Genomic DNA, 20953 nt, shown 5'->3' with positions numbered 1-20953 from the left:
CGTGCCCGTCGTCGGGCCGGAGGGCGTCGTCCTCGGCGGGCCGGCGCGGACCTTCGGTCGCCGGGGACGGGCCGGGAGCGGGGGCGGACGACCGTCTCGGCGGGGCGTTCGGTCCGAAGGGTGGTCGCGCGCGGTCAAACCCGTTCGTACGAGTGGTCCAGTCGTGCAGATGGCGGGTGAAGATACGTTTCTCCATTCACCCGAACGTGGGACGGTGGTCGTACCGGTGGCGCGGGTGGCGTAGCGGGTGCCTCCTTTCTGCCACCATCTGTGAGCGCCCGGTAACGCGGTGCGCATGGATGCGCGGTCCCCGCCGCGCCCACAGCCGTCCTGTCCCCCTCTGCCGAGGAGTCGTCCGCCGTGGGCCCTCACCCCGCCGTCGCAGCGATACGCCTGGCCGTACGCCGTACCCTCGCCGACCTCGCCGCCGAGGCCGGCTCCACCTTCACCGCCCCGGTCCGCGAGCCGCGTGAACGCACCGGCGGCGTGCCGCTGGCCGTCGCCGCCGTCGGCACCACGTTGATCGGCAACGCCCACCGCCACCCGTCCGGGCTGCCGCGCACCCCCGCCGCGCCGGGCTCCCCGCTGGTCCTGGTCGCCGTCAGCGGCGGCGCGGACTCCATGGCCCTGGCCATCGCGGCCGCCTTCGAGGCCCCCAAGATCGGTCTGCGGGTCGGCGCCGTCACCGTCGACCACGGCCTCCAGGCGGGATCCGCCGACCGGGCCGCCCAGGTCGCCGACCGGCTCCGCGAGCTCGGGCTCGACCCGGTCGAGGCGATCCCGGTCCAGGTCGGCCGCGAGGGCGGCCCCGAGGCCGCCGCCCGCGACGCCCGGTACGCCGCCCTGGACGAGGCCGCCGAGCGCCACCGCGCGGTCGCCGTCCTGCTCGGCCACACCCGCGACGACCAGGCCGAGACGGTCCTGCTGGGCCTGGCCCGCGGCTCCGGCTCCCGCTCGCTGGCCGGGATGCCGGCCCAGAAGGGCCGCTACCGCCGCCCGCTGCTGGAACTGGACCGGGCCGCCACCCGGCAGGCCTGCTCCGCGCAGTCCATCCCGGTCTGGGACGACCCGCACAACTGCGATCCGGCCTTCACCCGCTCGCGGGTCCGCCACGAGGTGCTGCCGGTGCTGGAGAAGCACCTGGGCGGCGGCGTGGTCGAGGCGCTCGCCCGTACCGCCCGGCTGTTCCGCGACGACGCCGACGCGCTGGACCAGTGGGCCTCCCTGGCCGAACGCGACCTCCGGACGGGCGAAGGCACCCTGGACGCCGTGAAGCTGGCCGAACTGCCCTCCGCCGTGCGCCGCCGGGTGCTGCGCCGGGCCGCGCTGCGCGCGGGCTGCCCGGCCGGGGACCTCTTCGCCCGGCACCTCGAAACGATCGACCTGCTGGTCACCGGATGGCGCGGCCAGGGGCCGCTGCACCTACCCGGGGGCGTCGAAGCCACCCGGCGGTGTGGCACGCTGGTCTTTCGGCGACAGGGCGACTGACGGGCTGGTGTGCCCCGGGGAAGCCGGCCGCCGGCCATCCAGACCCCGACACGTTTGAGGACGTATCCCCGGTGGACCAGAACGACATGGGCGCTGACCTCGCGAAGGTGCTCATCAGCAAGGACGAGATCGACGCGAAGCTCCTGGAGCTGGCCGAGCGCATCGACCGCGACTACGCAGGCAAGGACCTGCTGATCGTCGGCGTCCTCAAGGGTGCCGTGATGGTCATGGCCGACCTCGCCCGGGCCCTGCACTCGCAGGTCACGATGGACTGGATGGCGGTCTCCTCCTACGGGATGGGCACCAAGTCCTCCGGCGTGGTGCGTATCCTCAAGGACCTCGACACCGACATCGCCGGCCGTGACGTGCTGATCGTCGAGGACATCATCGATTCCGGACTGACCCTCTCCTGGCTGCTCGGCAACCTGGGTTCGCGCGGCCCGGCCTCGCTGGAGGTCTGCACGCTGCTGCGCAAGCCGGACGCCGCCAAGGTCGAGATCGACGTCAAGTACGTCGGGTTCGACATCCCCAACGAGTTCGTGGTCGGCTACGGCCTCGACTACGCCGAGAAGCTGCGCAACCTGCCGTTCATCGGCACGCTCGCCCCGCACGTCTACGGCGGCTGATTGACCCCGTTCGGACGACGGGCGGGAACGGTTGGCCGTTCCTGCCCGTTGGGTCGGGGGAACAGAGAAACACTGTCGTGTCGCTGTGCTCCCGCCATGAGCGGGTCGTACTGCGGTACGGTCCAATAAAACCGCTCTTCACATGAGCACAGACCGGATGCGCCGGCGGCCCACAGCCCCGCGGCGCCGTTGAGTGGCAGGAGGGACGGGGCGGCAACGCCCCGCATGGATGGACGTCAAGCGATACTTCCGTGCGCCGATCATGTGGATCGTGCTGGCCGTCCTCGCCGTCATCGTGCTGATGCAGGTCGTTTCGGATTCGAACGGCTACAAGACGGTGGACACCGGGCAGGTCGTCGCAGCGATCGACGCGAAGCAGGTCAAGTCGGCGCAGATCACCACGGGTGACTCGAGCACAATCAAGATCCAGCTGAAGGACGGTGCCAAGCTGCCCGCAGTGGGCACCGGCAAGCCGCAGTCCGGCAGCAAGTTCCAGGCCTCCTACATCGGGGACCAGGGCGTTGCGATCGCCGACAAGCTGCAGGCCCAGATCAACGACAACGACCAGAGCACGCTCTCCGAGGGCTACACCGTCAGCCCGGAGAAGCAGAGCACCCTCGTCAGCCTGCTGCTGTCGATGCTGCCCATTGTGATCATCGTTCTGGTCTTCCTGTTCCTGATGAACCAGATGCAGGGCGGCGGCTCCCGCGTCATGCAGTTCGGCAAGTCCAAGGCCAAGCTGCTGACCAAGGACACCCCGAAGACCACCTTCTCCGACGTCGCAGGCGCGGACGAGGCGGTCGAGGAGCTCCACGAGATCAAGGAGTTCCTGCAGGAGCCGGCCAAGTTCCAGGCCGTCGGCGCCAAGATCCCCAAGGGTGTGCTGCTCTACGGCCCGCCCGGAACCGGCAAGACCCTGCTGGCGCGTGCCGTCGCGGGCGAGGCCGGGGTGCCGTTCTACTCGATCTCGGGTTCGGACTTCGTCGAGATGTTCGTGGGTGTCGGCGCCAGCCGCGTCCGCGACCTCTTCGAGCAGGCCAAGGCGAACGCCCCGGCGATCGTCTTCGTCGACGAGATCGACGCAGTCGGCCGGCACCGCGGTGCGGGTCTCGGCGGCGGTCACGACGAGCGCGAGCAGACCCTCAACCAGCTGCTGGTCGAGATGGACGGCTTCGACGTCAAGGGCGGCGTGATCCTCATCGCGGCCACCAACCGCCCGGACATCCTGGACCCGGCGCTGCTGCGCCCGGGCCGCTTCGACCGTCAGATCTCGGTCGAGCGTCCCGACCTCCAGGGCCGTCTGGACATCCTCAAGGTGCACCAGAAGGGCAAGCCGATCGCGCCCGACGTCGACCTCTCGGCCGTCGCCAAGCGCACCCCCGGCTTCACCGGTGCCGATCTGTCGAACGTCCTGAACGAGGCGGCGCTGCTGACCGCCCGCTCGGACAAGAAGCTGATCGACAACAACACCCTGGACGAGGCGATCGACCGCGTCGTGGCGGGTCCGCAGAAGCGCACGCGGATCATGTCCGAGAAGGAGAAGAAGATCACCGCGTACCACGAGGGCGGCCACGCCCTGGTGGCGGCGGCCTCTCCGAACGCGGACCCGGTGCACAAGATCACCATCCTGTCCCGCGGCCGGGCCCTCGGCTACACCATGGTGCTGCCGGACGAGGACAAGTACTCCACCACCCGCAACGAGATGCTCGACCAGCTGGCGTACATGCTGGGCGGGCGTGCGGCGGAGGAGCTGGTCTTCCACGACCCGACCACCGGTGCCTCGAACGACATCGAGAAGGCCACCGCCACCGCGCGGGCCATGGTCACCCAGTACGGCATGACCGAGCGCCTCGGTGCCATCAAGTTCGGCAGCGACAACTCGGAGCCGTTCCTGGGCCGTGAGATGGGTCACCAGCGCGACTACTCGGAAGAGGTCGCCGGGCTGGTCGACGAAGAGGTCAAGAAGCTCATCGAGAACGCGCACAACGAGGCCTGGGAGATCCTGGTCGAGAACCGCGACGTGCTCGACAACCTGGTCCTGGAGCTCCTGGAGAAGGAGACCCTCAACAAGGAGCAGATCGCCGAGATCTTCACGCACATCGTGAAGCGCCCGGCTCGTCCGGCCTGGACGGGGTCCGCCCGTCGGACCCCGTCGACCCGCCCGCCGGTGCAGTCCCCGAAGGAGCTGGCGCTCACCTACGGCGCCGCCGCCGTCGAGGCCGCCCCGGCCGACGGGGCGAAGGTCCCGCCGCTGCAGCCCGAACCGCCCGCCGAGGGCTGACCGGCAGCACAGGCACCCGCCGGAATGGATGCCGCGTCACCAGGGTTTGTACCCTGGAGGCGCGGCATCCGTGCTGTTCAGCCAAGTCAGTCCCACGAGAAGCGAGGCCCGCATGATCGACCCGGTGACGCTCGACGGTCCGCCCGCCGTCGGCACCTTCGACCAGAAGCGGGCCGAGAACGCGATCCGCGAGCTGCTGCTGGCCGTGGGGGAGGACCCGGACCGCGAGGGGCTGCTGGAGACGCCCGCGCGGGTGGCACGGGCGTACAAGGAGATATTCGCGGGTCTCTGGCAGGAGCCCGAGGAGGTCCTCACCACCACCTTCGACCTCGGCCACGACGAGATGGTGCTGGTCAAGGACATCGAGCTGACGTCCGTCTGCGAGCACCACCTGGTCCCGTTCCGGGGGGTCGCGCACGTCGGGTACATCCCGTCCACGAGCGGCAAGATCACCGGCCTGTCCAAGCTGGCCCGGCTGGTCGACGTCTACGCCCGCCGGCCGCAGGTCCAGGAGCGTCTCACCAGCCAGGTCGCCGACGCGCTGATGCGGATCCTGGAGCCGCGCGGCGCGATCGTCGTGGTCGAGTGCGAGCACATGTGCATGTCGATGCGGGGCATCCGCAAGCCCGGGGCCAAGACCATCACGTCCTGCGTGCGCGGCCAGCTGCGCGACCCGGCCACCCGGGCCGAGGCGATGAGCCTCATCATCGGGCGCTGACCGGGTCGGCGCCGCGGGCCGCCGGTCAGATCGCCTCCTGCGCCTCCTGGGCGTCGGACACCGCGTGCGGCGGAGCGGGCGTGCCCAGCGCGTTGCGGCGCGCGGGCATCCGCAGCCGCACCATCCGCCGCCAGCCGTACGACCGGTCGTACAGGTAGAGCGCGTGGACGCCCGCGGTGACCACGGCCCGCTGCCAGAGCGGCCAGCGCAGGATCCGCGCCATCCGGGACGTCACCGCGAGCCCGACGTCCCGGTGGGTGCGGATCTCGCCGCGGGCGCAGGTCTCCAGGACGTGCCGGACGTACGGGCCGTGGCCCTCGGAGACCAGCCGGAGCAGCTCCTCGTGGCAGTAGGCGAGGTGGTTGTCCTCGTCGGCCGAGATCATCCGCATCGCCCGGCCGACGTCGGGGTTGTCCCCGTAGGCCTTCACCAGCTGGCGCATCTGCTCGGCCGCGCGCTGCTCGGTGACCCGGCTGTGCGCCAGGTAGGTGATGATCTCGCGCTCGGTCAGCGGGACGTCGCCGGTGAGCCGCTCGTGGGCGAGGCCGACGCCCTGGCGCTCCAGCAGCATGCAGTAGTCGGCCTCGGCGGGGACGTCGATCCTGGGCAGGCCGCGCTTGTTCAGCAGCTGGGTGAAGATCCGGCCGTGCTTGCGCTCGTCGGCGCCGTGCCGGGCGATCTTCGGGGCGAGCACCGGGTCGAGGGTGAGGACGGTGATCCGTTCGTTCTCCCAGCCGCCCTGGTCCTCGCCGCCGGCTGCGATGCTGCAGAACAGCTGATAGGCCTCGTCGTTCCGGTAGATCTCGTCGAAGAGTGATCGGGTGCTGAGCATGGGGCCTCCTGCCCGGATCCGGGACGGTGCCGGCCGTTCGGCCGGGCGGTCTCGATACGTTCCCCCGGGGCGCCGGGCGGTCCGCCCGACCGGCCGGTAGTCACCCGGCTGCCCTAGCCGAGGTGGTGGCCCATCCACTCCAGCGAGGCGGGCAGCTCGCGCACCCAGCTCTCGAAGTTGTGACCGCCGTCGTCCAGGTAGAGCGACTCCACCGTGAACTGGGGGTTGGCGGCGGCGACCTGCTGGGCCAGGTCGACGAACTGGACGGTCCGCGGGTAGTCGGCCTCCTTGCGGGTGGAGACGACCAGCATCGACAGGGCCGGGACGGGCAGGTTCTGCAGCCGCCACGCGAGGTCGCTCTGCTCGGCCAGCGCCGCGTCGCCGCCGAACAGGCTGCCGCCGGTGAACTGGTCCTCCACGACCTTGAAGTCACCGTGCAGTCCGCCGGCCGCGCCGAAGACGTTCGGGAACCGCATCGCCAGCCGGAACGCGCAGCTGCCGCCGGTCGAGTAGCCGAAGGTGCCCCAGGCGGCGGGCGAGCGGCTGGTCCGGTACGCGGAGCGGAGCGCCTCCGGGACGTCCCTGGTGAACCAGGACTCGGCGAGCGGCCCGCCGGGGACGTCCACGCACTCGGTGTTGCGCGACGCGGAGACGGTCGGACGGGACAGCACCACGATGGTCGGCTGCATCCTGCCGGTGCGCTGGAGCTCGGCGGCGGTCTGGACGACCGGCAGGTCCTTCATCAGATTGAGCGTCGTGCCGGGGTAGCCGGCGATGGCCAGCAGCACCGGGAAGCGGACCAGGGCGAACTTCGGGTCGAAGTACTCGGGCGGCAGGTAGACGAACATCTGGTCGGACAGGCCGGTCTCCTTCCCGGTGATCCGGACCGACTCGACCCTGCCGACCTCCTCGGGCGGCCCCTTCGGCAGGTCGCCGACGGTCTCCATGCCGCCCTCGTTGGTCGGCTGGAGCAGTGCGTCGGGGGCCGCTCCGCCCTTGTGGTTCTCGTTGCTGGTCAGGGTGAGCTTGGTGCCGCCGGAGCTGAGCAGGTCGTTCCATGTGGTGTAGAAGCCGAAGGAGTTGTTGACGGCGAGCGCCATCACGGCGAGGACCGACACCTGAGTGACCGTCATCAGTCCGACCCGGCCGAGCACCGGCAGCGGGCGCTGGCGCGCCAGCCTGGGCCAGATCCAGAGGGTGGCGACGAGCGCCGCCGAGCCCAGGGCGAGGAGCGAGTTCATCAGCGCGTCGCTGGTCAGTTCCATGCCGTGGGCCTTCCGGTGGGACACTGTCGGTGCAGGGTTCATCGTCTGGCGGTGCGTCAGCCGGGGCCAGCGCGGCTAGGCTGTCCGGACGTCGGGAGGGCCCGGGAGGCCGCCGGTCGCAGTGCGCAACCGACGCCCTAGAATGCGGCGTCCACCGTACGTACCGCGTACGCGGGGGCCCGTCGCGCCACGCGGCGAGGGGCTCCGGCACCCACCCCTCGGCTCAATCGCAGTGCCCCCAGGGCTTCGGCTTACCCTTCGTTTCCGGTTCCTTGGTGTGCGTCTTGCCTGATGAAGGAAATCGCATGAAGGTCCATCACGGCTCCTCCCCCGGAGTGACAGGACACCGCTCCGAAGCCTCTACGCTGAACCTCCATGAGCGTTCCCGTGTCCGTTGAGCCGACCCCCGAGCAGCCGCCCCGCCGTCGCGGCCTGCAGACGCTTCGTACCCAAGCGGCCGCCGTACCGCGGGCCTGGCTGCCCGGTGCGGTCGGCTACGCCTGTCTGCTGATCGGGCTGGTGGACGTCGCGAGCGCGGTGTTCCCCAAGCTCCGGCACACCAAGGTGCACACCTTCGCCGGGCAGCTGCCCGGCGGCACCACCACCCTGGCCGCCGCCGGCACCCTGATGGTCGGCCTGCTGCTGGTGCTGCTCGCGCACGCGCTGCGCCGGCGCAAGCGGCGTGCCTGGCGGGCGGTCTGCGTCCTGCTGCCGATCGGCGCCGCGCTGCACCTGCTGCGCTGGCACCAGCTGGGCCCGGCGGTCATCTCGCTGGTGCTGTTCGTGGTCGTGCTGGTCCACCGGCGCGAGTTCTACGCCAAGGCGGACCCCCGCACGCGCTGGCGGGCGGTGGTCAACCTGGTCGTGATGGGCGCCGTCAGCGTGCTGCTCGGCCTGCTGGTCGTCTCCACCCGGACCAGGTACGAGCTCGGCCACGCCGGCCTGTACGAGCGGCTGGAGCACGTCGTCTACGGACTGTTCGGCTTCGAGGGACAGGTCCACTACACCTCGGACCGGGTCTCCGACCTGGTCGCCTACCTGCTCGGCGGGATGGGCCTGATCACCGCCTTCACCACCGCGTACCTGGCGCTGCGCCCGGAGAAGCCCAAGCCGGAGCTGACGGCCGAGGACGAGGAGAAGGTCCGTGGGCTGCTGGAGCGCCACGGCGAGCGGGACTCGCTCGGCTACTTCGCGCTGCGCCGCGACAAGAGCGTGCTGTTCTCGCCCAGCGGCAAGGCGGCGATCTCCTACCGAGTGGTCTCCGGGGTGATGCTCGCCTCCGGCGACCCGGTCGGCGACGTCGAGGCCTGGCCCGGCGCGATCAAGGTCTTCATGGCCGAGGCCCGCGAGCACGCCTGGGTGCCGGCCGTGATGGGCTGCAGCGAGGTCGGCGGCGAGGTCTGGACCCGGGAGGCGGGCCTGGACGCGCTGGAGCTGGGGGACGAGGCGATCGTCGACACGGCCACCTTCTCGCTCTCCGGGCGGGCGATGCGCAACGTGCGCCAGATGGTCAAGCGGATCGAGCGCAACGGCTACTCCTGCCAGGTGCGCCGGGTCTCCGACCTGACCCCGGAGGAGAAGTACCGGATCGCCGACGCCGCGGCCCGCTGGCGCGGCACCGACACCGAGCGCGGCTTCTCGATGGCCCTCGGCCGGTTCGGGGACCCGGGTGACGACGCCTGCGTGGTGGTCACCGCCCACAAGGCCCCGGAGGAGGGCGAGACCGGCGACGACCTCAAGGCCGTGCTGCACTTCGTCCCCTGGGGGACGGACGGCATCTCGCTGGAGCTGATGCGCCGTGACCGGGCCGCCGACCCCGGCCTGAACGAGCTGCTGATCGTCGCGGCGCTGCAGGCGGTGCCGGCGATGGGGGTCCGGCGGGTCTCGCTGAACTTCGCGATGTTCCGCTCGGCGCTCGCCCGCGGTGAGCGGATCGGCGCCGGACCGGTGCTGCGGGCCTGGCGGGGGCTGCTGGTCTTCCTCTCGCGCTGGTTCCAGATCGAGTCGCTGTACAAGTTCAACGCCAAGTTCCAGCCGGAGTGGGAGCCCCGCTTCCTGGTCTTCCCCAACACCCGCGACCTGCCCCGGATCGGCTTCGCCGCGATGCAGGCGGAGGCCTTCATCACGCTCGGCATGCCCCGGATCGGCCGCAAGCGGCAGCGCCAGGGGCTGATGCCGGCCGACGCCCGACCGGAGGTCGGCGAGGCCGCCTGAGCCGCGCCGACCGGTCCGCCGGCCCCCGTCGAGGCGTGTCCTCGGCGGGGGCCGGCGGCTTGTCCGGCCGGTGCCGGACCGGCGTCCGGGGTGGGCTGCCGCGTGACCGGATGACGTCGGCCAGATAATGGGGTTATGAGCAATTCGGTGCCCTTCTCCCTGCCGGCCGGACTGCCGCGGCTCGACCGCTGTGCCGTCATGGGCGTGGTCAACGTGACCCCCGACTCCTTCTCGGACGGCGGCCTGTGGCACGACCCGGCCCGGGCCGTCGCCCACGGGCTCGCGCTCCGCGCCCGCGGCGCGGACCTGGTCGACGTCGGCGGAGAGTCCACCCGCCCCGGCTCGCAGCGGGTGCCCGAGGAGGAGGAGCTGAACCGGGTCCTGCCGGTGGTGCGGGAGCTGGCCGACGCGGGGGTGCCGGTCTCCGTCGACACCATGCGCGCCTCCGTCGCCGAGCAGGCCGTGGCGGCCGGCGCGGTGATCATCAACGACGTCTCCGGCGGGCTGGCCGACCCGGCGATGGCCCGGGTCGTGGCCGAGACCGGCGCACCCTTCGTGGTGATGCACTGGCGCGGGCAGTCCGCGGCCATGGACCGGCTGGCGGTCTACGACGACGTCGTCACCGACGTGGTCGCCGAGCTCACCGGCCGGATGGAGGCGCTGCTGGCCGCCGGGGCCAAGGAGGAACAGCTGATCCTCGACCCGGGCCTCGGCTTCGCCAAGACCGCCGAGCACAACTGGCAGCTGCTCGGCCGGCTCGACGCGCTCACCGCGCTCGGCCGGCCCGTCCTGGTCGCCGCATCGCGCAAGCGGTTCCTGGGTACGCTGCTCGCCGACCCGGAAACCGGGGAACTGCGCCCGGCCCGAGAGCGCGACGACGCGACCGCTGCGGTGTCGGTGCTGTCGGCCAGGGCGGGGGCCTGGGCGGTGCGGGTGCACGACGTGTCCGGCACGGCGGATGCCGTCCGGGTGGTCGCGGCCTGGCAGCGCGCGGCCCGGCAGGGGTGACCGGCAGGGAGGACGGGAGGGTCATGGCAGGTGACGGCAGGTTGAGCGGGGAGACCGCGGGCCGACAGGCCGCCGAGGCGGACCGGGAGGCGGCCCTGGAGGCCAACCGGGCGCTCTACGAGGCGCTGGAGAACGGGGACCTGGAGGCGGTCGAGGAGGCCTGGCTCGGGGCCGACGAGGCCGACGACAAGGGCGGCGTGGTCTGCGTCCACCCGGGCTGGCCGGTGCTGCGCGGACGGGCCCAGGTGACCCGCTCGTACATGTTGATCATGGCGAACACCGAGTACATCCAGTTCATCCTCACGGACGAGGAGGCCGAGGTGCACGGCGATGTGGCCCTTGTCACGTGCACCGAGAACATCCTTTCCGGCGGGGAGGCGGAGGAGGAGGGGGAGCTCGGCCCGCTGGTCGGCGGAAAGGTCGTCTCGACCAATCTCTTCCGCCGCACCCCGGCCGGGTGGAAAGTCTGGTCCCATCACGGTTCACCCGTTCTGACCAGCGCCGACGAGGACGAAGAGGACTGATTCCGGGAACGGGCGGGAAATGTCGCCCGGCGGTGGTCCGGGAATTCCCGGACGGTCACCGAACGTTCACGTCAAGCGCCATTCCGGCGCGCGTGGCGACGGTTCGTGCCGGGTAGGACGGTCAGGTGTTGTCGGCGCGCGCGGGTAGATTCGAAATCGGAGTGTCGGGCGCGACGCCCGTCTCCGCCCTGCCTGCCCACATCCTTCCGGGGTGGGGCCAGTCCGACTGGGAGCAGTGATTCGTTTGCTGGACCGCGTCACCCTGCGGGGCCTGCGCGCCCGGGGTCACCACGGCGTCTTCGAGCGCGAGCGCGTCGACGGCCAGACCTTCGTGGTGGACCTGGTGCTGTACCTGGACACCCGCCCCGCCGCGTCCGGCGACGACCTCACCCGCACGGCGCACTACGGCGTCGTGGCCGAGGAGGTCACCGCGATCATCGCCGGCGAGCCGGTCGACCTGATCGAGACCCTGGCCCAGCGGATCGCCGACCAGTGCCTGAAGCACCAGGCGGTCGAGGAGGTCGAGGTGACCGTGCACAAGCCGGACGCCCCGATCACCGTGCCGTTCGACGACGTGACCGTGACCATCCACCGGGCCCGCGCGTGACCACCACCGCGCGCCCCGCGGCAGCCGCCGAGCCCGTTCCAGCTGTAGAGGAAGTCCCGATGAGCGACCGAAGCGAGCGACTCACCGAAAGGCCCGTACGGGTGACCGTCCGGACCGGGCGGAACGGGGCGGGCGCATGAGCACGATCGATCCGACCGCCGCGCCGAGCGCGTTCGACCTGGAGAGCCGGGTGGACTCGGTCGACACCACCCTGCACGGCCAGCGCTGCGCCGTGATCGCCCTCGGCTCCAACCTCGGCAACCGCCTGGACACCCTCCAGGGGGCCGTGGACGCCCTCGCCGACACCCCCGGGCTCCGGATCAAGGCCGTCTCCGCCGTGTACGAGACGGCGGCCGTCGGCGGCCCCGAGGACCAGCCCGCCTACTACAACGCGGTGGTGGTGCTCCGCACCTCGCTGCCCCCGCGGGACCTGCTGGAGCGCGGCAACGCGATCGAGGACGCCTTCGGCCGGGTCCGCACCGTCCACTGGGGCCCGCGCACCCTGGACGTCGACATCCTCGCCTACGAGGGCGTCACCAGCGAGGACCCGCAGCTGCTGCTGCCGCACCCGCGCTCGCACGAGCGGGCCTTCGTGCTCGCCCCGTGGCTGGATGCCCAGCCGGAGGCCGAGGTGCCCGGCCACGGGCCGGTGGCCGACCTGCTGGCGGCGCTCGGCGGCCCGGACGCCCAGGGCGTCCGGCGGCGCGAGGACATCGGGCTGACCCTGCCGGAGTAGTGTCCGCCCCGCCCGCCCCGGGTCCTGCGGCGTCGCCGTCGCCGGCCGGGGAACTCCGGCGGGGGTCCCGGCCGTACGAACAGGTGGGCGCCGAACAGGTGGGCGTCCTGGTACGGGGGGTGTCCTTCGGGCCGAGCCCGGTACGGTGGCCTGGCGCCGCCGTGCCCGTGCCCGGGGGCGGCCTCCCGTCACCGCTGCCCCGGGAAAGGACCCTGTCCGCGTGAAGCTGCTTCGCCTCCGCCTGTTGGTCGGCATCACCGCCGCGACCACGGCGCTGTCCTGGGCCGGTGCCAAGCTCTGGTCCTCCCTGGACACGCTGCCCGCCGTGCCCGGTGCGGCACCGGTGGTGCTGGCCGCGGTGGCGGTGATCCTGCTCGCCACCGCGCTGTCGCTGCGTTCGCGGCTGAAGGCGGCCCGCGACCGGCAGCCCGGGGCGAAGCGGGTCGACCCGCTGGGCGCGGCCCGCGCGGTGGTGCTGGGCCAGGCGAGCGCGCTGGTCTCTGCGGTGGTCACCGGCATCTACGCGGGAGCCGGGATCCACCTGCTCGGCGAGCTGGACGTGCCGGCCCGGAAGGACCAGGCGATCACCGCCGGCTTCGCGGTGCTGGCCGGCGTGGCGGTGATCGCGGCGGCGCTCTGGTTGCAGCACGTCTGCAAGCTGCCGGAGAACCACGACGACCCGGGCGGGCGCGGGCCTGCGGCCACCCACCGCTGACCAGGCGTTCCCCGCCGGTCCCTGGTGATCCCCCGGGTGCGTCCGGTAGAGCCGGCGCGGTGTCAAGGGCCAAAGCGGACCCTGGGCTGACACGGCCCCAATTCGCACGCTAGTTTCTTGGCATGTCTCGCGGACGCCACCGTCATTCCTCCGTCCTCGGCCGGGTCTTTCCCCCCACCGCCGCCGGCGTGCTCATCGTCGCCGCGCTGGCCGCGCTGCTTGTCAGTCAGGACACCGTCCTGGTCCGTTCGGTGGGTGTCGCGGCGGTGCTCGCGACGCTCGGGATCGCGGTGCTGCTGCGGCAGCGCGACCGGGCCGCCCGGGCGGCTGCCGAACTCTCCGTCGCGCAGCGCCTGCGGGCCGAGGAGCGGTTCGAGGAACAGCTCGCCGAGGCCGAGTACGCCGCCGAGGTGGCCGAGGAGCGGGCGACCCGGTTCGGCCGCCGGCTGACCGCGGAGAAGTCCCGGCTCGCGAAGGCCGAGACGGAGATCGCCCGGCTGCTCAAGGAACGCGCCGTGTCGGTCGCCGAGCAGGCGCTCAAGGAGGCCGAGGCGGCCCAGCGGGCGCTCGCCGCGAGCCGGCCCAGGTACCCCGCCAGTCCGGCCGCGTTCGTCCGTGCCGGGGCCGTGCTGCGGCAGCTGGAGCGGCGCGCGGCGCAGCTGCAGGCGCAGCGGGAACGGGAGGCGCAGCGGGAGGCCGAGCGCGTGGCGGGTGCGGAGGTCACCTTGCGGCCCCGGACGACGCCTGCGACGACGCCCGCGAAGGCGCCCGGGGTGCCGGTGCCCGCCGCGGCCCCCGCACGGGTGACGCCGACGGTTCCGGCTCCGGTGGTGCCCGCGGTGCCCGCTCCCGGGGAGGCGGGGCCCTCCGCGGCGGCCGTCCCGGCGGCGCCCGCGGCTCCGGCGGCGCGGGTGGCTCCCGCGGCGCCGGTCCGACCGGTGCTGACGGCGACCGTCGGGCAGCTCGGCGGGGCGCCCGCTGCCCCGCCCGCCGTGCCGGTCGAGCGGCAGCGCCCCCGACCGGTGCAGTCCTCGGCGGTGCGCGGCCAGGGGTTCAGCTTCTTCGGCCGCGGCTCCGGTGCGCCGGCCCGACCGGCCGCTCCGGCGCAGGCCGTCGGCAGTGTCGCGGAGCTCGGCGAGCGGACCGACCTGGCGGACGTGGTGGGGGACGAGGCGATCGAGGCCCAGGCCCGGCAGCAGGCCCAGGAAGCCCGGGCGGCCCAGGAGCAGGCCCAGGCCCAGGAACAGGCGCGGGCGACGGCCGGGCGGGAGCGGTCCGAGGCGGAGACCCAGGTGCTGCCGCAGGTCGGCGTCGGGGCGGACCCCGAGGAGACGGCCGGGCCGGAGGTGGTCGACCTGACCCCCCACGACGAGACCGAGCTGATCCAGCTCCCGGAGCTGCGCGCCACGCGCTGAACCCGGCTCCGGGAACGAACGGCGGCGCGGGAGGACGGGACACCGTCCTCCCGCGCCGCCGTTGTCACGGGCGGCCCGGGAACGGGCGGAGCGCCCGTCCGCCGGGTGGCGGGACGGGCGCTCCGGGGACCGCGTGGGGCGACGTCAGAGCTGGACGCCGAAGTCCTGGGCGATGCCGGCCAGGCCGGAGGCGTACCCCTGGCCGACGGCGCGGAACTTCCACTCGGCACCGTTGCGGTAGAGCTCGCCGAAGATCATGGCGGTCTCGGTGGCGGCGTCCTCGGAGAGGTCGTAGCGGGCGATCTCGGCGCCACCGGCGGCGTTGATCACACGGATGTAGGCGTTGCGGACCTGGCCGAAGTTCTGCGACCGGGCGACGGCGTCGTAGATCGAGACCGGGAAGGTGATCCGGGTGGCCTCGGCCGGCAGCGTGGCGAGGTTGACGTTGATCGCCTCGTCGTCGCCGGCGCCCTCGCCGGTGCGGTTGTCACCGGTGTGGACGACGGTGTTGTCCGGGCTGCTCGTGTTGTTGAAGAAGACGAAGTGGCCGTTGGACAGCACCTTTCCGTCCGCGTTCAGCACGATCGCGCTGGCGTCGAGGTCGAACTCTGCGCCGGTGGTGGTGCGGACGTCCCAGCCGAGGCCGACGGTGACCGCGGTCAGGCCGGGGGCCTCCTTGGTCAGCGAGACGTTGCCACCCTTGGAGAGGCTCACTGGCATGGTGTGTGCTGTCCCTTCGATTGCTTTTGCCGGGATAACGCGGGAACCGGCGGAGATGGTTCCACGCGGGTCGACGGATTTCCGTCGCCGGCACGGGTTCGGGTATTCCCCGTCAGATTCGACGGAACCGGCCCTGAAGTGACCAGATGGCCGGATTGTCGGCGAGATCGGGGTGCATGTCGAAGAGGTCGGCGAGTGTGTCCTGGAGAAAGTCGCGGGCTTCGCGCCTCAGGTCGCCGTGACGGATCACAGCCGGCGGCTCGTCGGGCAGCCAGGTGGCGGTGACCTCGACCCAGTTGAACCGGCGGGCGAAACGCAGCAGTTCGGTGTTCTGGGTGAAGTCGAGGTCGGCGGTCTGCACCCGGGCGGCGCGACCGCCGGCCGGGTCGCGGTCCAGCTCCTCGGCGATGTCGCAGAGCGCCCAGGCGAAGTCCAGCACCGGGACCCATCCCCAGGCCGTGGACAGCTCCGCTCCCTCGGCGTCGAGGTAGACGTCGCCGCAGAACAGGTCGTACCGCAGCGCGTGGGTGGTCGCGGTCCGGTAGTCGGTCTGCGGGGGGTCGGGGAAGCGGTTGGAGAGGGAGTAGCCGAGCTCGATCACACAGGCCATTGTCGGGGCTGCGCGCCGGGTCGGATAACCGGGTGACCGGCGGGGGCCCGGCGCGGGATGATGGGCGCATGCCCGAGCCCATTCGCGTCCGGGGATCGGTGGTCGTCCCCGACGCCGAGCTCGTCTGGCGCTTCTCACGTTCCTCCGGCCCCGGTGGCCAGCACGTCAACACGTCCGACACCCAGGTCGAGCTTCGCTACGACCTGGCGGCCTCGGCCGCGCTGCCCGACGTCTGGAAGCAGCGCGCGCTGGAGCGGCTGGCGGGCAGGCTGGTGGACGGGCGGGTGCTGGTGGTCCGCGCCTCCGAGCACCGCTCGCAGTGGCGCAACCGCGAGGTCGCCGCGGCCAGGCTGGCCTCCCTGCTCGGTGAGGCGACGGCGCCGCCGCCGAAGGCCCGCCGGGCGACCAGGCCCAGCAAGGGCATGGTCGAGCGGCGGCTGACCAACAAGCGGCACCGCTCGGAGTTGAAGCAGGGGCGGCGGTCCCCGCAGGGCGAGTAGCCCGCGGGGCAGGGCGGGCCGTACGCGGGCCCGGCAGGCCGGTGGCCGTCGGTCGGGAAGGACGGCGGCCCGCCGGGCGCCGGGCGGCAGGGGCCGGGGAGACCGGAGCCCCCGCCGGGGTCAGCCCAGGGTGCGGTAGCCGCCGCGGAAGTAGAGCAGCGGACGGCCGCCCGGGTCGGGCACCAGTGCCTCCAGGACGCGGCCGAGCAGCAGGGTGTGGTCTCCGGCGGCTATCCGCTGCTCGGTGCGGCACTCCACGGTGGCGAGCGCGCCGTCGATCAGCGGGGCGTCGCTGAACGCCCCGCGGCGGTGCGGGGCCTCGGCGAACAGCAGCCGGTCACTGAGCCGGCCCTTCATGGCGAACCGCGAGCCGAGCGCCTTGTGTCCTTCGGTGAGCATCGAGACCGCCCAGGTGTCGGCCCGGGAGAGTACCTCGTCCATCCGGGAGTCCTCGCGGACGGAGATCAGGACCAGTGGCGGCTCCAGCGACACGGAGAGGAAGGACGTGGCGGTCATCCCGACGTCCTCGCCGTCCTCCGGGTCGTGGACGGTCACCAGGCTCACTCCGGCGGCGAGCTGGGAGAGCGCCGCCCGGAACTCGTCGGGCGTTGCTTGGGAGGCAGCCTCGGGCTGCGGGGACGAGTACACGTAGCGCACGGTAGCCCGCGACCGGGCGGAACGGCATCGGGCCCTGGTCGTAGGACCAGCGGCGCAGTCCGCGGCGCAGTCCGTGGCGCAGTCCCGCGGTACAGCCCTCGCTGCGGGCCTTCGAGGTGGGGCCGAGGTTACGGTTCGCGGCTGCTCTCACCCCCAGGAGTGAAGTGGAGGGCCTGCCCGGCGGGCAGCCGACTTCAGTGCGCGGCCGATCCGGCCGACCAGGATAAATGTTCCGATAAGGGCTTATGTCCAGATATGGGACAGATGGGCTGATGAAGGGCGCATTAAGGTCGTGTGATTTAAGTCACAAGTGGCGACCTATTGCTGACCGAGCGTGCCGAACGCTGTGCTCCCTGTGATTCAGTTCTTCTGGCAATCGGACGATAACCAATCAAGACCTATCCGAAGCAGCCGGGGAGCCCCCGCATGGAAGCCGAGTCGGAGCCGTACGTCCGTCTCGCGACCCTCCGCACCTTGCACCGGGTCGTGGCGGACCTCAACGCTGCCCGCAGCCTGGCGGGCACGCTGCAGGCCGTGGTCGAGGGCGCGGTGCACGGACTCGGCTTCGACGCCGCCGCGGTCAGCCTGGTCCGGCCGGACGGCGACCTCGTGGTGGCGGCCGTCTGGGAGCTGGAGGAGAGCGCCATGGGCGGCCCCTCCGTCCTCCTCGGCCAGGTGGGCTCCCGCGAGTCCTGGGACCGGCTGCTCGGCGTCAGCGACCACTGGGGCACCCTGCGCTTCCTCCCCTATGACCGGGGCTGGGCCGTCGCCAGCGACATCCCGCGCTGGATCGGGGACGGCCCGATGCCCGTCTACGCCAACGACTGGCACCCGGCCGACGGTCTGCTCGCCCCGATGTACAGCGCCGGCGGCGACCTGCTCGGCGTCCTCTCGGTCGACCGCCCGCGCAGCGGCAAGCGGCCCGGGGCCTGGACCCGCGAGGCGCTGGAGATGTTCTCGTTGCAGGCCTCCATCGCGATCGGCAACGCCCGGCTGCGGGCCGAGATGCAACGCGCGCTGGCCCGCCTGGAGAAGGAGCAGCAGGCCCTGCGGGCCAGCGAGGAGAGCTTCCGCCAGGCGTTCGAGTACGCGCCCAGCGGGATGGCCATCACCGAGCTGCACGGGGCCGGGCGCGGTCAGCTGACCAGGGTCAACGACGCGCTCTGTCGTCTGCTCGGCCGCCCTCGCGCGGTGCTCCGCCAGCAGAGCTTCGCCGACCTCGTCCACCCGGACGACCGGGCGCTGCTGGAGCGCACCAGCGCCGAGAGCGGCCGGGCTGAACTGCGCCTCTCCCGGCGGGACGGCGGCTACCAGTGGGTCTGCCTGCGCAACTCGATCGTCGCCGACGCCGCGGAGGGGCCGAGCTTCCTGCTCACGCACGTCGAGGACATCGAGGACCGGAAGCGGCACGAGCTCCAGCTCGCCCACCGGGCCAGCCACGACGCGCTCACCGGTCTGCCGAACAGCGCCGAGCTCAAGGCCCGGCTCGGGCGCCGGCTCTGCGGCCAGCCGCAGACGGTCGGCGCCGCCGGGCACCAGCCGGGCCCCGCCGACGTCCCCTACGGGAGCGGCGGCTACCAGGGCGCCGGGTACGCGGTGGCCGACTCCTACAGCGCGCACGCCGCCTACGAGGGCCTGGAGGGGACCGACGTGCGGTCCGGGCCCTCGCACGGCTACGGCCTTCCGGAGGGGTACCCGTCGGCGGCCGCCGGTGCGAACCCGGGGCTGGCCGGCTACGGCGAGCACGTGCACGCGGTCGTGCCCGCCGATCACGGGTCCGGCGGCGAGGTCTGGTCGGGACCGTTCCGCTCGGGCGGCCCGGTCGTCGTGGAGAAGGGGCTCGCGGTGCTCTTCTGTGACCTCGACGGCTTCAAGTCGATCAACGACCGGTTCGGTCACAACGCCGGCGACGCCGTGCTGGTCGAGGTCGCCCGCCGGCTCAGCGGGGCCGTGCGGGACGGCGACACGGTGGCCCGGCTCGGCGGCGACGAGTTCGTGGTGCTGGCCGACGGTATCGGGCGCGACGAGGCCAAGGACCTCGCCCACCGGCTGCGCAACGCGATCATCCCGCCGATGCGGATCGACGGCCGGGCGATGCGGGTCGGCGTCAGCCTAGGCGTCGGCTGGGCGGGCTGCGGGATGAGCATCGAAGAGGTGCTGCACACCGCGGACGAGCGGATGTACGACGAGAAGCGGGCCAGGGGCGGCTCGGTGCGCGGGGCCAGGGGCGAGCGCTCGCACCGGCGGGCCGGCTGAGGAAGCCCGGCGGGGAACCCGGTGGTGGAACCCTGCGGGGAGGCCGGCCGGGGCGGTGACCGGAGGTTCCGGGCCGCGTGAGCGGGTCGTTCCGGGCGAAAGCTACCCGCTGGTCGTCAAGGGGTCTTTTCGGGGCGTCGCCGAGGACAGGTAGTGTTCCCGGGTACAAGCGACCACGACCAGCGCCGGGGGCACGGCAGCCCGGCGGCGCGACCGCGATGGGGGAGTTGACCACCGTGACGACCGCCGGAAACAGCGGAGTGCCCCAGGGCCCGGAGGGCGGCACCCCTCAGGACGACGACCCGTTCGGCTATCTGTACCGTCCTGCCGACGGTGCGGCGGCGGCCCAGCCGTCCGAGCCGCAGCAGGGCGTGCCGCGCACGCCGTACAGCCGCCCGATGGAGGTCGGCCGCGCCCAGTACGGGCAGCAGGCCCGGCCCCAGCAGCCCTACCCGGCCCAGCCGGGCTACCCGCAGGCGCCGCAGCCCGGGCAGCCGTACCCGCCGCAGGGCGAGTACGGCGGAGTGCCCGCGCAGCACCCCGAGTACGGCGGCGGCGCCCCGACCCAGCAGGCCCGTTACGCCGAGCACTCCCGGCCGCAGCCGGGGGAGGAGCGGCCGGGCGGCGGCCGGGGCAAGGGTGCGGTGATCGGCGCCGTGGCGGTGGTCGCGGCCGTCGCGATCGGCGCCGGGATAGCCCTCTCGGGCGGGGACCCCGACAAGGACAAGGACAAGGACGCGAAGGGTGCCACCAGCTCGACCGGTGCCCCGGCCACGCCGGGCGGCACCGGCAGCACGAGCCCGACGGCCCCCGCCTCGGCGACGGCCTCGGCGACCCCGGTGACCGGCCCCGCCACCGTCGACGCGAGCGGGCTGCAGGGGCAGAACGCGCCGTCCGGGAACTCCGTCAAGGGCACCAAGTCGGCGGACGGCGCCTACCTGACGCTGCAGCCGGGCGGTTCGGTCAGCTGGAACGGCGAGCTGGCGGCGGCCGGGACGTACAAGTTCACGGTGCACTTCAACAACCCGGGTACCGACGTGAAGGCCGTGGCTTCGGTGAACGGCAAGGACTGGCCCGGTGGGCTGTCCTTCAAGAACTACTCGCCGGGGAAGGAGCCGGCGGCCTCCTGGTACACGACGTACATAACCCCGCCGCTCCAGGCGGGGGCGAACACGATCACGCTCACCGTGCCGGCGGGCAGCGGAGCGATCCTGGTCGACCAGGTGGTGCTGGAGGCCGCCGGCTGATCCGGCCGGCCCGTCCACGCGAAACGGCCGCCCGTTCCCCGAGGGGAGCGGGCGGCCGTTCCGTTGCCGGCGGGCGCAGGCGGACACCGGCGGGTCCGGGCGGGTCAGGCGGACCCGAGCGGGGCGAAGCGGTCGGCCCCGGTGATCCACTCGCCGCGGCGCATGACGGCGACCAGGTCGTGGGTGGCGGAGTCGAGCACCACGAGGTCGGCGTTCTTGCCGGGCTCCAGCGTGCCGACCGAGTCGGCGAGGCCGAGCAGGCGGGCGGGGACGGTGGAGAGCGACTCGACGGCCTGGTTGAGGGTCAGCCCGTTGACGGCGACGGAGCGCTTGAACGCCACGTCCAGGGTGAGGGTGGAGCCGGCGATCGCGCCGCCCTCGACCAGCCGGGCCACGCCGTCCTTGACCTCGACCTGGAGGGGGCCGAGGGGGTAGAGGCCGTCGCCCATGCCGGCTGCGCCCATGGCGTCGGTGATCAGCGCGACGCGGGAGGAGCCGGCGGTGCCGTAGGCGAGGTCGAGGACGGAGGGGTGC

Annotated in this window: 20 protein-coding genes; 14 read left to right on the top strand and 6 right to left on the bottom strand. The window is 72.8% G+C overall.

All coding sequences use genetic code 11. The annotated features are described in order from the left end of the window. The first annotated feature begins 360 nt into the window (after nt 1-360). The 4 genes from tilS to folE all read left to right on the top strand — a co-directional run bounded on the left by tilS (nt 361) and on the right by folE (nt 5113). A complete protein-coding gene (tilS, locus tag PUR61_RS37055; protein WP_329883970.1) occupies nt 361-1488 on the top strand; it encodes a tRNA lysidine(34) synthetase TilS in 1128 nt (375 codons plus the stop codon). A gap of 71 nt (nt 1489-1559) precedes the next feature. Further along, on the top strand, nt 1560-2114 hold the full coding sequence (gene hpt, locus PUR61_RS37050) for a hypoxanthine phosphoribosyltransferase (RefSeq protein ID WP_030059589.1): 555 nt from the start codon (nt 1560-1562) through the stop codon (nt 2112-2114). Nucleotides 2115-2343: 229 nt separating this feature from the next. Further along, nucleotides 2344-4395 (top strand): ATP-dependent zinc metalloprotease FtsH, encoded by a 2052-nt coding sequence (ftsH, locus tag PUR61_RS37045; protein WP_329883968.1) that lies wholly within the window; start codon nt 2344-2346, stop codon nt 4393-4395. Nucleotides 4396-4507: 112 nt separating this feature from the next. Beyond that, on the top strand, nt 4508-5113 hold the full coding sequence (folE, locus tag PUR61_RS37040; protein ID WP_329883966.1) for a GTP cyclohydrolase I FolE: 606 nt from the start codon (nt 4508-4510) through the stop codon (nt 5111-5113). A 25-nt stretch (nt 5114-5138) separates the two neighbouring features. Here the strand turns inward: folE and PUR61_RS37035 are convergent, their stop codons facing one another. Then, complete coding sequence (locus PUR61_RS37035) at nt 5139-5945, bottom strand: ferritin-like domain-containing protein (protein ID WP_329883965.1); 807 nt, start codon at nt 5943-5945, stop codon at nt 5139-5141. 113 nt (nt 5946-6058) lie between these two features. Next, nucleotides 6059-7210: an alpha/beta hydrolase gene (locus tag PUR61_RS37030; protein ID WP_329883964.1), complete on the bottom strand. Its 1152-nt coding sequence runs from the start codon at nt 7208-7210 to the stop codon at nt 6059-6061. Between the two features lie 375 nt (nt 7211-7585). Between PUR61_RS37030 and PUR61_RS37025 the strand changes: the two genes are divergently transcribed. The 7 genes from PUR61_RS37025 (at nt 7586) to PUR61_RS36995 (ending at nt 14429) form a co-directional block, all read left to right on the top strand. Next, the gene (locus tag PUR61_RS37025) at nt 7586-9424 is read left to right on the top strand and encodes a phosphatidylglycerol lysyltransferase domain-containing protein (protein WP_329883962.1); all 1839 of its coding nucleotides are present in this window, start codon (nt 7586-7588) and stop codon (nt 9422-9424) included. Between the two features lie 135 nt (nt 9425-9559). Then, the gene (gene folP, locus PUR61_RS37020; protein ID WP_329883961.1) at nt 9560-10432 is read left to right on the top strand and encodes a dihydropteroate synthase; all 873 of its coding nucleotides are present in this window, start codon (nt 9560-9562) and stop codon (nt 10430-10432) included. A 23-nt stretch (nt 10433-10455) separates the two neighbouring features. Beyond that, the gene (locus tag PUR61_RS37015; protein ID WP_329883960.1) at nt 10456-10956 is read left to right on the top strand and encodes a nuclear transport factor 2 family protein; all 501 of its coding nucleotides are present in this window, start codon (nt 10456-10458) and stop codon (nt 10954-10956) included. A gap of 247 nt (nt 10957-11203) precedes the next feature. Further along, nucleotides 11204-11563 (top strand): dihydroneopterin aldolase, encoded by a 360-nt coding sequence (gene folB, locus PUR61_RS37010; protein ID WP_329884021.1) that lies wholly within the window; start codon nt 11204-11206, stop codon nt 11561-11563. Between the two features lie 136 nt (nt 11564-11699). Beyond that, nucleotides 11700-12299, top strand: coding sequence for a 2-amino-4-hydroxy-6-hydroxymethyldihydropteridine diphosphokinase (gene folK / locus PUR61_RS37005; RefSeq protein ID WP_329883958.1), 600 nt, complete (start codon nt 11700-11702; stop codon nt 12297-12299). A gap of 220 nt (nt 12300-12519) precedes the next feature. Next, the gene (locus PUR61_RS37000) at nt 12520-13014 is read left to right on the top strand and encodes a DUF3180 domain-containing protein (RefSeq protein WP_329883956.1); all 495 of its coding nucleotides are present in this window, start codon (nt 12520-12522) and stop codon (nt 13012-13014) included. Between the two features lie 122 nt (nt 13015-13136). Further along, on the top strand, nt 13137-14429 hold the full coding sequence (locus tag PUR61_RS36995; protein ID WP_329883954.1) for a hypothetical protein: 1293 nt from the start codon (nt 13137-13139) through the stop codon (nt 14427-14429). A 144-nt stretch (nt 14430-14573) separates the two neighbouring features. Here the strand turns inward: PUR61_RS36995 and PUR61_RS36990 are convergent, their stop codons facing one another. Further along, nucleotides 14574-15149: a TerD family protein gene (locus tag PUR61_RS36990; RefSeq protein WP_329883953.1), complete on the bottom strand. Its 576-nt coding sequence runs from the start codon at nt 15147-15149 to the stop codon at nt 14574-14576. 112 nt (nt 15150-15261) lie between these two features. Next, nucleotides 15262-15759: a hypothetical protein gene (locus PUR61_RS36985; RefSeq protein ID WP_380364216.1), complete on the bottom strand. Its 498-nt coding sequence runs from the start codon at nt 15757-15759 to the stop codon at nt 15262-15264. 68 nt (nt 15760-15827) lie between these two features. Between PUR61_RS36985 and arfB the strand changes: the two genes are divergently transcribed. Then, on the top strand, nt 15828-16259 hold the full coding sequence (arfB, locus tag PUR61_RS36980) for an alternative ribosome rescue aminoacyl-tRNA hydrolase ArfB (RefSeq protein WP_329883951.1): 432 nt from the start codon (nt 15828-15830) through the stop codon (nt 16257-16259). A gap of 120 nt (nt 16260-16379) precedes the next feature. Here arfB and PUR61_RS36975 read toward each other — a convergent pair whose 3' ends face one another. Next, the gene (locus tag PUR61_RS36975) at nt 16380-16916 is read right to left on the bottom strand and encodes a flavin reductase family protein (protein ID WP_443035303.1); all 537 of its coding nucleotides are present in this window, start codon (nt 16914-16916) and stop codon (nt 16380-16382) included. Nucleotides 16917-17342: 426 nt separating this feature from the next. On the opposite strand from PUR61_RS36975, the gene PUR61_RS36970 reads away from it, so the two are divergent. Both PUR61_RS36970 and PUR61_RS36965 read left to right on the top strand, forming a co-directional pair. After that, on the top strand, nt 17343-19172 hold the full coding sequence (locus PUR61_RS36970; protein WP_329883948.1) for a GGDEF domain-containing protein: 1830 nt from the start codon (nt 17343-17345) through the stop codon (nt 19170-19172). A 236-nt stretch (nt 19173-19408) separates the two neighbouring features. Further along, nucleotides 19409-20419: a carbohydrate-binding protein gene (locus PUR61_RS36965; RefSeq protein WP_329883947.1), complete on the top strand. Its 1011-nt coding sequence runs from the start codon at nt 19409-19411 to the stop codon at nt 20417-20419. Between the two features lie 104 nt (nt 20420-20523). Here the strand turns inward: PUR61_RS36965 and PUR61_RS36960 are convergent. Then, the coding region (locus PUR61_RS36960) for an amidohydrolase family protein (protein WP_329883946.1) at nt 20524-20953 on the bottom strand (430 nt) is incomplete at its 5' end.

The organism is Streptomyces sp. BE20, from assembly GCF_036322525.1.
Taxonomy (GTDB): Bacteria; Actinomycetota; Actinomycetes; order Streptomycetales; family Streptomycetaceae; genus Kitasatospora.
Note: the sequence above shows the minus strand (reverse complement) of the source record. Positions and strands in the feature narration are given on the sequence as shown.

Bases quoted from the DNA above. Each gene is read 5' to 3' on its own strand.
- ftsH (WP_329883968.1), top strand. From the start codon at position 2,344: ATGGACGTCAAGCGATACTTCCGTGCGCCGATCATGTGGATCGTGCTG.
- folE (WP_329883966.1), top strand. From the start codon at position 4,508: ATGATCGACCCGGTGACGCTCGACGGTCCGCCCGCCGTCGGCACCTTC.
- PUR61_RS37035 (WP_329883965.1), bottom strand. From the start codon at position 5,945: ATGCTCAGCACCCGATCACTCTTCGACGAGATCTACCGGAACGACGAG.
- PUR61_RS37030 (WP_329883964.1), bottom strand. From the start codon at position 7,210: ATGGAACTGACCAGCGACGCGCTGATGAACTCGCTCCTCGCCCTGGGC.
- PUR61_RS37025 (WP_329883962.1), top strand. From the start codon at position 7,586: ATGAGCGTTCCCGTGTCCGTTGAGCCGACCCCCGAGCAGCCGCCCCGC.
- folP (WP_329883961.1), top strand. From the start codon at position 9,560: ATGAGCAATTCGGTGCCCTTCTCCCTGCCGGCCGGACTGCCGCGGCTC.
- PUR61_RS37015 (WP_329883960.1), top strand. From the start codon at position 10,456: ATGGCAGGTGACGGCAGGTTGAGCGGGGAGACCGCGGGCCGACAGGCC.
- folK (WP_329883958.1), top strand. From the start codon at position 11,700: ATGAGCACGATCGATCCGACCGCCGCGCCGAGCGCGTTCGACCTGGAG.
- PUR61_RS36995 (WP_329883954.1), top strand. From the start codon at position 13,137: ATGTCTCGCGGACGCCACCGTCATTCCTCCGTCCTCGGCCGGGTCTTT.
- PUR61_RS36990 (WP_329883953.1), bottom strand. From the start codon at position 15,149: ATGCCAGTGAGCCTCTCCAAGGGTGGCAACGTCTCGCTGACCAAGGAG.
- PUR61_RS36985 (WP_380364216.1), bottom strand. From the start codon at position 15,759: ATGGCCTGTGTGATCGAGCTCGGCTACTCCCTCTCCAACCGCTTCCCC.
- arfB (WP_329883951.1), top strand. From the start codon at position 15,828: ATGCCCGAGCCCATTCGCGTCCGGGGATCGGTGGTCGTCCCCGACGCC.
- PUR61_RS36970 (WP_329883948.1), top strand. From the start codon at position 17,343: ATGGAAGCCGAGTCGGAGCCGTACGTCCGTCTCGCGACCCTCCGCACC.